The organism is Flavobacterium bomense (assembly GCF_003970355.1).
This window is the reverse complement of record NZ_RYDJ01000013.1, coordinates 93,995-105,463: the sequence shown is the minus strand read 5'-3', so window position 1 is coordinate 105,463 and position 11,469 is coordinate 93,995. Positions and strand designations below refer to the sequence as shown.

12 protein-coding genes are annotated in these 11,469 nt (G+C 34.7%); 1 reads left to right on the top strand and 11 read right to left on the bottom strand.

Annotation, left to right across the window (positions count from 1 at the left end; all coding sequences use genetic code 11):
* The first annotated feature begins 258 nt into the window (after positions 1–258).
* Positions 259–705, top strand: coding sequence for a tellurite resistance TerB family protein (locus EKL98_RS11685; RefSeq protein ID WP_126553691.1), 447 nt, complete (start codon positions 259–261; stop codon positions 703–705).
* Positions 706–1,138: 433 nt separating this feature from the next.
* Here the strand turns inward: EKL98_RS11685 and EKL98_RS11680 are convergent, their stop codons facing one another.
* The 11 genes from EKL98_RS11680 to EKL98_RS11630 all read right to left on the bottom strand — a co-directional run bounded on the left by EKL98_RS11680 (position 1,139) and on the right by EKL98_RS11630 (position 11,402).
* Positions 1,139–2,569, bottom strand: a complete 1,431-nt coding sequence (locus EKL98_RS11680; RefSeq protein WP_126562575.1) for an OprD family outer membrane porin — start codon at positions 2,567–2,569, stop codon at positions 1,139–1,141.
* Positions 2,570–2,705: 136 nt separating this feature from the next.
* Entirely contained in the window at positions 2,706–4,400 is a 1,695-nt protein-coding gene (locus EKL98_RS11675) for a bifunctional metallophosphatase/5'-nucleotidase (protein ID WP_126562574.1), read from the bottom strand.
* An 85-nt stretch (positions 4,401–4,485) separates the two neighbouring features.
* Positions 4,486–4,911: a DsrE family protein gene (locus EKL98_RS11670; RefSeq protein WP_126562573.1), complete on the bottom strand. Its 426-nt coding sequence runs from the start codon at positions 4,909–4,911 to the stop codon at positions 4,486–4,488.
* Positions 4,908–5,999: a c-type cytochrome gene (locus EKL98_RS11665; RefSeq protein ID WP_199740696.1), complete on the bottom strand. Its 1,092-nt coding sequence runs from the start codon at positions 5,997–5,999 to the stop codon at positions 4,908–4,910. Before EKL98_RS11665 ends, EKL98_RS11670 begins: the two co-directional genes overlap by 4 nt.
* A 6-nt stretch (positions 6,000–6,005) precedes the next feature.
* Positions 6,006–6,503 (bottom strand): DUF6691 family protein, encoded by a 498-nt coding sequence (locus EKL98_RS11660; RefSeq protein ID WP_126562572.1) that lies wholly within the window; start codon positions 6,501–6,503, stop codon positions 6,006–6,008.
* 10 nt (positions 6,504–6,513) lie between these two features.
* A complete protein-coding gene (locus tag EKL98_RS11655; RefSeq protein ID WP_126463080.1) occupies positions 6,514–7,077 on the bottom strand; it encodes a YeeE/YedE family protein in 564 nt (187 codons plus the stop codon).
* A 101-nt stretch (positions 7,078–7,178) separates the two neighbouring features.
* The gene (locus EKL98_RS11650; RefSeq protein ID WP_126462780.1) at positions 7,179–7,748 is read right to left on the bottom strand and encodes a TlpA family protein disulfide reductase; all 570 of its coding nucleotides are present in this window, start codon (positions 7,746–7,748) and stop codon (positions 7,179–7,181) included.
* 60 nt (positions 7,749–7,808) lie between these two features.
* Positions 7,809–9,023 (bottom strand): MFS transporter, encoded by a 1,215-nt coding sequence (locus tag EKL98_RS11645; protein WP_126562571.1) that lies wholly within the window; start codon positions 9,021–9,023, stop codon positions 7,809–7,811.
* 67 nt (positions 9,024–9,090) lie between these two features.
* Positions 9,091–9,399, bottom strand: coding sequence for a DUF202 domain-containing protein (locus EKL98_RS11640; protein WP_126462775.1), 309 nt, complete (start codon positions 9,397–9,399; stop codon positions 9,091–9,093).
* Positions 9,400–9,672: 273 nt separating this feature from the next.
* The gene (locus EKL98_RS11635) at positions 9,673–9,990 is read right to left on the bottom strand and encodes a rhodanese-like domain-containing protein (protein ID WP_126562570.1); all 318 of its coding nucleotides are present in this window, start codon (positions 9,988–9,990) and stop codon (positions 9,673–9,675) included.
* Positions 9,991–10,001: 11 nt separating this feature from the next.
* Positions 10,002–11,402 carry an MBL fold metallo-hydrolase gene (locus EKL98_RS11630; protein ID WP_126562569.1) on the bottom strand — a complete coding sequence of 467 codons (1,401 nt, stop codon included), beginning with the start codon at positions 11,400–11,402 and terminating at the stop codon, positions 10,002–10,004.
* Positions 11,403–11,469: the final 67 nt, after the last annotated feature.

Sequence of the window (11,469 nt, the reverse complement as noted above, 5' to 3'; positions counted from 1 at the left end):
AATCAGATTACAATAATGTCAATGAACATAATACTAACCAGCTGGTTTTTAACTTATTTTAAGTGGACACTAGTGTTCTGATTTATGTTTAAATAAAGGAAATGGAATAGCAAAGGTGGTTATGGAATATCTCAGCATTGACATAATACTTCTTATACTGATAAATTTAGTGCGAACTAAAAAATAAATGATAATTTAATCCCAAACTAAGCCATCCTTGGTGCTGTTAGCTGTAACTTTAATCCAAAAAACAAAAAAATGAGTTTATTTGACGATAAAAAAAGTAAGGATCAAAATCCGATAGTATCAGCTCATGAAGCTTGGGTTGGAATTTTATATTCTTGCATTTCTGCGGACAATCAAATTACTGATTCGGAAACAGCAGCATTATCAAGAGTATTGCATTCTAAAGAACAATTTATAGGAATCGATATTGCGCCTCTTTATGCAAAATCCTATACTTTAAGAATTGAAATGGGGCAATTAAAATATCTTTCTGCCTGTTGTGAATGGATCCAGAAAGAAGATAAAGAAACCGTTTTTGCACTTGCATTAGAAGTACTACTTGCGGATGGAAAATTGGAGAAGGAAGAAAAAAACATAATTGAAGTATTGTCTAATCGACTCCAAATAAAGGCATCAATGACCAGTAAAATAATTGAAGTGATATTCTTGAAAAATAAAGGAAACAACAAAGAGATATAAACAGGCCAATGTAAACCGTGTCATAATATAAAAGAGGTTTGATCTACACTGATTTTGTAAGACTAACAATTAGAGGAGTATTTTGAATTGCAATACTCTTTTTTGGTTTGATGCGTTATTTATGTTGAATTTATTATGTACTTTAGAATACTGTAATTACGGAACCAAAAACAACAAGAATTATTCGCGACTGTTGTTTTAAAAAAACTATTGACCATCAAAAAGAAAATCAAAATAGCAAAGGAAAGTATTCACAAAAAACTTCATAGGGAACCCATAATCACGCATCCCAGACTGAAGTTTATCCCTAATGTTGTACTCAATTTGATCAGTTGTCTAGTTACATTAATCATAGTGGGAACTTTACTGTATTTAGTGCTGCACTATCTGATCATGAAATTTTATTATTTGGATTAAAAAAAAAAGCCATATTTTAAAAATTGAAATTGAGTATAAAACTAATAGTACTCATATTCGTTTTATTTAAAATATAATTTTTGTTAGCATAGGTTTCACCCGCATTGAACTTGTGTACATACAATAATTGCGCATCAAACCCTTTTAACATCCCCTGAAATTGGTAGCGAACATCAGCATTGGTCTGCACATAAGAAGGCAATTCGTATTTATTTAAGGAAACGTTTTTTACGTCTGGCAAATCAAAATAACCTACAGCCAAATGCGATTTGAATGTTTTTTTAGGATTCGTATATTGTATTTTGGTCATTACCGCATGCACATCTCCAAAACCTTCATTCCGTTCTCTGGCCATAAAGGTGTAAAACGGGTCTCGTCCCCATTCTCGTGGCATTAAATACCTTCCTTTAGCAGTTATTCGATTGTAATTTAAAGTAATTTCTATTTTTTTATTCTGCCAGCCTAATCTTCCACCAAAAGTTTGTGAATTGCCATTTTTTTCAAAATAGGTTTTGCGTGGATTTTTATTTCCGCCGAAATTCAAGGCATTTTGGTAAATCGTCTGAAAACCAAAAAGCAGTTTCGAGTTTGGATTTAAATTGTATTTGTAGTCCATTTGCAATAGCGCCGAATTGAATATATTCTCAGCATATTGGTTCCATATAAGTGTTTTTAAATTCTTTATCGATTCATTTTGTATGCCTACAATATAAATTCCGTTACTGTCTAGATTCCCTGCATAATCGGATTTTGTTCCATCGGGATTCACGCCAGTTGGGTAAATCCCTATGGATTCTGCAATTCTGAAATATTTCATGGTACTTCGTGGCGAAATTCCGTATAGGTACCCTACATTTATTTTAGTTTTTTTGAGTTCATTAAAATCGATCCATATTCCATCGACTTCAGTAGGCCGCATTCTGCCGTCCTGCAGATTTATGAACGACGTATTCAGTAGTTGTTTTCCAAGGGTTACATTAGAATTTTTGTAGTTGTATTTTAAAAATAATTCTTCTAACCGGCTTAAATTGTCTTTACTTGATACGTTTTGAAAATCAAAAAGCGCTACTTCATATCTATTGGATAAATTTGTTACCGGATCTTTTTTAGAAAAATCAGAAGAACCGATATCATAAATGTAATAGCCACTGACCCCAAATTGAAAATTATGAAATTTAGCCGTTTCAAACTTTACACCGCCACCAACAGCATTGGCATAATAATCAGATAAGCCACTTTCATTGTTGGTACTCATAAAAAAATAGCGAAAATGGCCGATGAAGTTTCCGTTTTTGAAAGCATTTAAAATCGAGGTGGAATCAATTTTTTTATTATTTTTCTCTTTCCAAACGGCTGGCTTATTCGAAACTTCCTGATATTGTGCCGAGGAATGGAAACTAATTAAAAGTAAAAAAGTTGAGATTAATATAGCGAAAAAAGATTTCATTTGTAAGTCTTTAATTTTTTTACAAAAATAATCGGAGTCCTATAAATGGGAGGTAACTTTTATCACATTGGCTCAAAAAATAAAGCCGAATGTTTAAACATTCGACTTTATGACTTTTGACTTTACGACTTAATTATTATCTGAAAGTATAATCAACACCGGTAACTTGAGTTAAGAGTGTTTCAGGAGCATCAAGAATTATTGCGTTTTTTTGCGGTGTAGGTGTAACAGGAGAATTTTGTTTTAAATAATCTCTCATCACCGAATGCAAGGTTTCATTAGTGTTTTTAGCATCCATGACGCCTTTCATCCTGCAAAGCATGTCCACAGGATCTCCGTCACGCTCACAGGCCATGATTGAATACAATTTATCAGGATCTAATGGCGTATTTTTCATCGTAATACTTTGAACTCTTTTGTCCATTTCGGCAAAAGCATTAAAGCGGACTTCCATTCCTTTGAACTTAACTACCCATCCACCAAAGCGTTTAGAAGCGTCATCAGCAAAAACATTGTTTAATTCTTTTTCCAGCCAGTTTTTCAATTGCTTTCCGGTAACTTTGGCTGTTCTTACTGTGCTGTCAACTGGTAACATATCAAAGATAAATCCGTTTGTAATAGGAATGTTTCCGGTTTGATCCGGTGTTGTTTTTGGTGGACAAAAGCGAAATCCATTCGAAAGATTAATATCAATATCTGGAAATTTCCAGTGTAAGGCATTCAGGATCATTGTGTCAATTGGATTTTCTACTACAAAATAGCGGTACAAAGGAATCGTGCTGTATCCAATAATGGTATTAATTTGTTCCTGATAAACGAATTCTTTTTCTATTAATAATTTTTCTATTGTTGCATCCGGTTTTATTTTTGGAGAGTCAACTTCCAGTAGTTCATAATTGTCCTCAATGACTTTTCCGTTGAGAATGGTTAAATCTAATTTTCCAATAAACGAACCAAAAGCTCCCGGTTCAACCACTTTTGAATACTTACAAACAATTGGTTTGCGCACTCTTTCATGTGTGTCGCCACCCAAAATGTAGTTTACACCCTCACATTCCGGTCGGTTTGCCAATGCTATTTGCTGCGATAAACCTAAATGTGCAATTATAAGTACATAGCTACATTGTTCCTGATTTCTAAGGACATCCACATAATGCGCCAGATTTTCTTCAGGATCAGTATAGATAATACCTTTGCTGTAATTGGGACTTTGTCTTAGCGGTACTAATGGATCGGTATATCCTAAAAAACCAATTTTTGCTCCGGCAACATGCCAAATAGTATACGGTTGAAAAATAAGTTCCCCACGTTTTCCATTGCCCAGGTCATGATACATATTGGTACAAATTTTTGGTGCATCAAGGGAACCTAATAACGTTTGCATCTTTCTTTTTCCATAAATCACCTCCCAATTTCCGGGAAGATATAAGTCGTAATTCAATGCATTTAAAATGGGAACAAAAGCTTCACCGGTAGTTTCTACGCTTAATTCGCTACCTTGAAACATGTCGCCGGTGTCAATGGTATACGTATTTGGGTTTTTCTTTTTGAGTTGTTTCAGTAAAGTTGCCATGTAGGCATAACCGCCCGTTTTTCTAAAAACAGCTTTCCCATTTTCCCAAAATAACTCATCATGCGGATGAATCTGACAATGCACATCAGTGGTTTGAAGAATAGTAATTGTTTGCGGTTTAGTACCATCGATTGCTATATTCAAGTTTTTTTCTGTGGGCTCAGTTGTATTTGCAATAACGGAAATAGGTGAAATAATCACTGCGCCTAGACTTAAAGTTCCTACTGATTTCAGGAAATTTCTTCGGTTATTGCTCATCTTTTTTAGGTTTTTAGGTTTGTTTTTTAACAGATTTTGATACGGTAGTTCATTTTATTTTGCTAAAAATAATCGGTACTGGTATTTAAAATCCTCCCTTTATATAGCTCCAGCCTTGCTCTTGTTTTTCTACAATTTCAGCAATTCCAACCGGCACATATTCTACTTCGGAGATTAATTGGTCTTTGGTTACTTTCTGACTTTTCATGGTGTTTTCGCATACTAAAAAACGAACTCCTTTTGCCCGTAGCGCTTTTATGGATTCTAATTGTTTTGATTTTGCAGTCATTACAAATGGTAAACCCATACTGTGAATTACTACTTCGTATTTGGCATTTGGCCAATATGTCGTTAGATTTTTTAGTTGGTTTACAATTGCTTTTTGTTGCAAAGTATCAGTAGCATTGGTAAACTGAAAAACGATTTTGTGGTTTTGCGCTTTTTTTTGTGCCAATGTGCCAATGGAAATCATGATAATTACCAGGATAAATGAAAGCGTTAGGTTTTTCATAATAGAGTTTTAAGATTGTTTTTTTTGTTTTTCGTTTTTTCGGCTTTTATTGGTTTGAAAGGTCCAAATTTATGTTGGGTTTCCGTAAATGAATCTGAAAATGGACCAAAAGGATGATCCACCGGTTTTTTGGAAATATTGGGCCAGTCTTGACTTAAATCTTTCGACGGTCTTTCCAGATTTTCTACATAAGCAGCAATATCCCAAGATTCTTCATCGGATAATTGAGGGCTTTCATAAGATGCACCCAATGGCATATTGTATTTTATATAGCCGGCAAACCGACTGATTCTAAACAATCCTGCGCCGCTATTATATGAATTTTTGCCCCAAAGTGGCGGATAGGTGTATTCCTTTTTATCTTCGGCCAAAATTCCCTGACCATTCATTTGATGGCAACTGGCACATTTTTTATTATACAATGCGCTTCCTTTTAGGGGATCGGCAGCACGATTTAAATATTCCAGATCATAAATTCCCGAGGCATTCGATTCTTTCCCTTTAGGTACATTACTGCCAATATATTCAATGTACGCGATCATGGCTTTCATTTCCTTTTCATCTCTTTCCAGAGGCTGACCATTCAAACTTCTCTCGATGCAATCGTTGACTCTTTTATAAAGATCTTCTACTTGCCCGCTTCGGGCTCTCATTTTTGGATACATCGAATATACGGAACCATAATTGTTTCCCCAAGGCTTTGTACCGGCATCCAGATGGCAATTGTTGCAATTCATTCCATTAGTAATTGGTTTGACACTGCCATTTGGACCCAAATATTTTGCCGTATGCGCAATTAGATCTTTGCCATATTCTACTTCCTGTTTTAAAGTTGAATCTTTAATCAGAGCAATGTCAGCCGGTTTCCAGAATTTTGCCGTTTCATTTTGCAAAATCACTTTTTTCTTTGCATCGATATAAAGAGAATCGAGATTTGAATCATTATTTTGAAACGAAGCGGTAATTGTGGTATTGAAAAACAAACCGACGAAGAAAACCATTACCAGGAAGATAATGGTTATAAACAGATAGATTAGCCTTTTTACGAGCGATTTAAATGGAATGATATTTTGTTTTTCTGGATTCATAGGGTATTAATGAGGCAGTTTGTCTCTAAAATAACCATATACCCAAGTTCCCACTATTGCAAAAAACAGAGTAACAATCATCACTGTGGCACCCGTTCCAATTTGTGCAAATAATGGTCCAGGACAAGCTCCTGTTACTGCCCAACCCAATCCAAAGATAAGGCCGCCATAAATTTGGCCCTTGTTGAAAGTTTTGTCATGAAATTCAATTTTTTCGCCATGAATGGTTTTAATATTGAATTTTTTTATCATGAAAACGGAAATTATCCCCACCACTACAGCACTTCCTATGATGCCATACATGTGAAAAGATTGGAAACGAAACATTTCCTGGATGCGATACCAGCTGATTACCTCGGATTTTATAAATACAATACCAAACAAAACACCTATGATTAAGTATTTCAAATTGTGATACCATTTGTGTTCTAATTGGCTCTCGTTGATACAAACCATATCTAAAGAACGCGTTTCGAAATCTGTATTTTGATCTTTAATGTTCATAATTTGTAATTTAAAGTGAAAGAATAAATGGTAAAATAACATTTGCCATAATCAATCCGCCAATGAAGAAACAACATGTTGCTATAAGCGATGGCATTTGTAAATTAGACAAACCGGAAATAGAGTGACCGCTGGTGCAACCTCCCGCATAGCGAGAACCAAAACCAATAAAAAAGCCACCAATAACCATCATAAAAAAGCCTTTGAGTGTAAATAAACTTTCCCACGAGAACAATTGTTCCGGCAACATTCCATAAATTTCAGTTATACCGTAGCCTGCCAATTCGGTTTTTAGATTTCCATCAATAGTAATTGGATTTGGATTTGACAAAAAGCTGTACGCGATCACACCACCTAATATAATACCGAAAACGAAAAACATATTCCAAATTTCTTTTTTCCAGTCATATTTGAAAAACGTAATATTTGCCGGTAAGCACATGGCGCAAGTGTGGCGTAGAGAGGCGCTAATACCAAATGATTTGTTTCCAATGATTAACAAAGCCGGAACCGTAAGTCCAACTAATGGACCTGCGATGTACCAAGGCCAAGGTTCTTTGATTAATTCTAAAATTTCCATATTTATTTTTTATTACAACAAAGGTTATATTTATAAATGAGTAGTTGTGTTACTTTTGTCACACAAGAAAAAAAAAGTAAAAAATGACAATAATTTTATTTTTTTAATAACTCGTCTAGCATTTCTCGGAACGAATCACTATTCCAATTTGCTGTTCCAATTTTGGCTACGATTACATTTCCTGATTGATTAATAATATAGGTTGCCGGAATTGTCGCTGATTCCATTTCTAATGGAGGATTGGTTACCGATTGATACACAGGAAGCGTCAGATTTTCTTTAATCATAAAAGCATTTGCCTTTTCGAAGGAATCCGTTGTCACAAACAAAAAGACTATTTTGTCTTGATAATCAACATATAATTTTTGAATGCTTGGCATTTCGGCAATACAAGGGGGACACCAGGTGGCCCAGAAATTAATGAATACTATTTTACCTTTGTATGCGTCCAATGACACCGTCTTTCCGGTGGCGTCTTTTAATTGCCATTGATAAGTTGACAGTTCTTTTTGATCCATAACGGCAATTGTTTTAGGCGAAAAAGCAATTAATCGATTCAGTTCTACTTTTACAAAAGTGCCCAACGGACTGAACAGAAGTAGTGCTATTAATACGATAAAAACAATATTTTGAACAGTCGATTTTTTTGATTTTTTTGGCTCCATTTTTTTAATTATTATTCTCTAAAAAGAGATGATTTTAGATTAAAATTAGCGGGTTGTTTTTTATAAAGAGTCTTTCGGCATTCGGATTTCAATAATTAGTGATGATACAATGGTGATGACACCGATTAGAACAATGGCATAATTTACACCAAATAAATCGGCTGTTATTCCTGAAATAATGGCGCCTATCGCATATCCTAAATCCCTCCAAAGTCTGAATGTGCCAATGCTTTCAGCTCTTTGATGTGGAGTTGTAGCTTGTGCGATGGCAGATAAAAAGGTGGGGTAGACTAACGCCGTTCCTAAACCCAAAAATGCTGAAATTGCGGCCAACTGATAGAATGCTGCAGCAAAAGGAATAAAAAGTATCGCTATTCCCTGAAGTAACATTCCCCAAAACAACATCTTTTTTTTCGAATAAACATCAGACATTTTTCCGGTTACCAATTGTCCAAAACCCCAAACAGTAGGATAAATGGCGGTTATAATTCCAATATTCTGTGAATCATAATTCAAAGAAAGCAACACAATAGGTAAAAGTCCCCAAATCATGCCGTCATTCAGGTTATTGACTAATCCTGCTTGTGTTATGGTGCTTAATGTTTTGTTTTTGAAAGTGGTTTCGAGAAAAATATTATCTAATTTTTCAGTTTTATTCGTTGTGTTTTCTTTTTGAACAAATACTCTGGTGTCTTTCACAAAAAACAAAGTCAATAAAAAACCAATTATCGAAATCCCAATTCCCAAGTAAAAAGGGTAGGGCGTAATGCCATATTTTTGTGCAATATAGCCTGACAGAAAAGCAACTAATCCAACGGCAAAATAACCGGCAAACTCGTTGAGTCCCATCGCAAGTCCACGGTCTTTTTCTCCAACCAAATCAATTTTCATCACCACTGTACTGCTCCAGGTAAGTCCTTGACTAATTCCCAATAAAATATTGGCAAAAATCACCCAGTTCCAAGATTCTGCATAAATTAAAATAAAAGGAATTGGAATGGCTAGAATCCAACCGAATAAAAGCAAATTTTTTCTTCCGAAACGGTTCGCCAGTTTGCCCGTAAAATAATTGGTAATGGCTTTTGTAATTCCAAAGGCAATGATGAAAGAGAGAATAGCCGTTTTTGAAGCAATGCCAAATTCAATCTCAGCAAATTTTGGAATAATGGTTCGTTCCATTCCTATCATCCCGCCGACAAAGGCATTGACAATAACCAAAATAGTAAATTGTTTCCAATTTTCTTTCAGTCCAAGTTTGATTGTATTTGTTTTCAATTGAGGTAATTTATGAATTTAAAATCTCCGTTTGGAAAAGAAGTTAGGAATAAAAAAGTGTAAGTTCTTATAATTTGTAATATTCTAATTGGTAGTCACCTATGTGTTTTTTATTTTCTAGGATGGATTTTTTATGCTTGAAATAGTTGATTGTCCCAAAAACAAAAATGATAAATGAAGTGATAAAAAGTGCGATTTCAATCAGTAAACTATTTTCAATTTTGAGCAGATTTCTCAAACTTAAACCTGCAATCAAAAAATACATTGACGTTCTCAAAAAGGCAAGAAAAGTAGATTGGTTGGCCAATACAGTCCGTTGCAATGCTAATTTTTCTCTTAAAATTAAGTCTTTGTTTGCTGCTTTTTTTGTTTCCATATTATTTTATAATTAAGTGCAAAAAGTAGTTTAGTTGTATTTGTTTCGTAGAAGAGTAAAAATGAAAATTTTTTCTAAAAGCACTATCAAATTTACTTCTTTATTTAAATGAATTTGAAAAATCAAATGTTTTTTCAGTATTTTATAAGTAGAATAAAATCAAAGTGTTTTTATTGTCCTCTAATTTTCATTGCTGAATAAATAAATATGCAGTTTAAAACAACTACTTTTCTTGTTTTAAACTGCATACACTATTTTTAAAACAACAGCTGTTTATTTGCTTATCGCTTCGTTTACATCTTGCCAAGTACCGCCATTTGTAACGTTTTTGAAACCATTTTGTTCCAAAATCATTTTGGCTTGACCGCTGCGATTACCGCTACGGCAGAAAACAATAATATGCTCTCTTTCTTTGAATTCTTCTAATTGGCTCGCCACTTGATCCAAAGGAATATTGGTTGAACCTTTTACGTGACCTTCTGCGAATTCTGACGGTGTGCGAACATCTACTAAGAAAGCACCTTCGTTTATTAATTTTTCCATTTGTGTGGTGTCTTTTTTTGAAAACAGATTTTTAAAAATTCCGAACATAGTTGAGGTTTTTAGTATTCAATAGGATTATTTTGGCTCATCCACTCATTCATTCCAGGAGAATAGTTGAGCACATTTTTATACCCATTTCGCGCTAATAATGAATAGGCAATTGCTGCCCTGTCACCACCTTGGCAATGGATTAATACTTTTTTATCCTTACTTATTTTGTCCAGATTATTTACTAAAGTACCTACAAATACATTATCAGCTTCTTTGATATGACCTGCATTGTATTCTGCAACACCACGAAGGTCAACAACTTGAACATCTTTTTCTTGTTGTAAGGCTTTAAATTCTTCTATTGTAATTTGATTTACTTTCTCCAAAGAACCGCCATTTTCTTCCCATATTTTCGTAGAAGGAATGTACCCGTGAATGTTGTCTAATCCAATTCGCATTAGTTTTCTAGTCAAATCATCTAATTGTGATTCATCGGCAAGCAACATAAAAGGTTCTTCATAGGTAAGAAACCATCCTGCCCAAGTGGCAAATGAATTGTTCCCTTGAATGTTGATGCTTCCCGGAATAAATCCTGTAGAAAATTCCGTTTTATCTCTTGCATCAATCAATTTGATTCCTTTTTCTAAAGCTGCTGTTAACTCGCTATAATCCAGTTGTTTTGATTTTGGAACAGTTGTAAGAAGCGGACGATCAACTTTATTTAGTTTTTTCATCATCGCGAAATATTTTGGCGGTTCCGGTTGGTCTTCCAATAAATATTTTACAAATCCAGTTTCATCATTTTTATGCTGAAAAGCCCAGTTTCTTATTTTTTCATATCCTACAGTGGTGCTTGGAACGGCTCCTAGTGCTTTTCCACAAGCAGAACCTGCTCCATGACCTGGCCATACTTGAATATAATCAGGTAATGCATCAAATTTAGTAATGGATTGATACATTTGTTTAGCACCAATGTCCTGTGTTCCTTTCATTCCTGCTGCTTTTTCAAGCAAATCAGGTCTTCCTACATCTCCCACAAATACAAAGTCACCGGTGAACAACATGACAGGCTCATCGCTGGCAGGCGTATCGGTTAGCAGAAAACTGATGCTTTCCGGAGTATGTCCTGGTGTGTGAACTACTTCTATTTTTAAGTTTCCTACTTTCAGAACATCACCATCTTTAATGTCAACGTGAGGGAATTCATATTTCCAATCGGATCCGCCTTCCGCTGAAAGGTACATTTCTGCTCCCGTCAAAGCTGCTAATTCTCTGGAACCAGCGAGGAAATCAGCATGAATGTGTGTTTCTAAAACATGAGTAATTTTCATATTGTTCTGCTTGGCAATTTCAAGGTAGGTGTCAACATCCCTTTTAGGATCGATAACTGCGGCTACACCTGCTTTTTGACAGCCAATAAAATAACTTGCCTGAGCAAGACTCTTGTCGTAAATGTGTTGAAAATACATATCGTTTATTTTTTTAGTTTCTAATTTATTGGACAAAATTAGGTCATGATTTTATTAAAATTGGTGA

Bases quoted from the DNA above. Each gene is read 5' to 3' on its own strand.
- EKL98_RS11665 (WP_199740696.1), bottom strand. From the start codon at position 5,999: ATGAATCCAGAAAAACAAAATATCATTCCATTTAAATCGCTCGTAAAA.
- EKL98_RS11660 (WP_126562572.1), bottom strand. From the start codon at position 6,503: ATGAACATTAAAGATCAAAATACAGATTTCGAAACGCGTTCTTTAGAT.
- EKL98_RS11635 (WP_126562570.1), bottom strand. From the start codon at position 9,990: ATGTTCGGAATTTTTAAAAATCTGTTTTCAAAAAAAGACACCACACAA.
- EKL98_RS11630 (WP_126562569.1), bottom strand. From the start codon at position 11,402: ATGTATTTTCAACACATTTACGACAAGAGTCTTGCTCAGGCAAGTTAT.
- EKL98_RS11670 (WP_126562573.1), bottom strand. From the start codon at position 4,911: ATGAAAAACCTAACGCTTTCATTTATCCTGGTAATTATCATGATTTCC.
- EKL98_RS11675 (WP_126562574.1), bottom strand. From the start codon at position 4,400: ATGAGCAATAACCGAAGAAATTTCCTGAAATCAGTAGGAACTTTAAGT.
- EKL98_RS11640 (WP_126462775.1), bottom strand. From the start codon at position 9,399: ATGGAAACAAAAAAAGCAGCAAACAAAGACTTAATTTTAAGAGAAAAA.
- EKL98_RS11680 (WP_126562575.1), bottom strand. From the start codon at position 2,569: ATGAAATCTTTTTTCGCTATATTAATCTCAACTTTTTTACTTTTAATT.
- EKL98_RS11685 (WP_126553691.1), top strand. From the start codon at position 259: ATGAGTTTATTTGACGATAAAAAAAGTAAGGATCAAAATCCGATAGTA.
- EKL98_RS11650 (WP_126462780.1), bottom strand. From the start codon at position 7,748: ATGGAGCCAAAAAAATCAAAAAAATCGACTGTTCAAAATATTGTTTTT.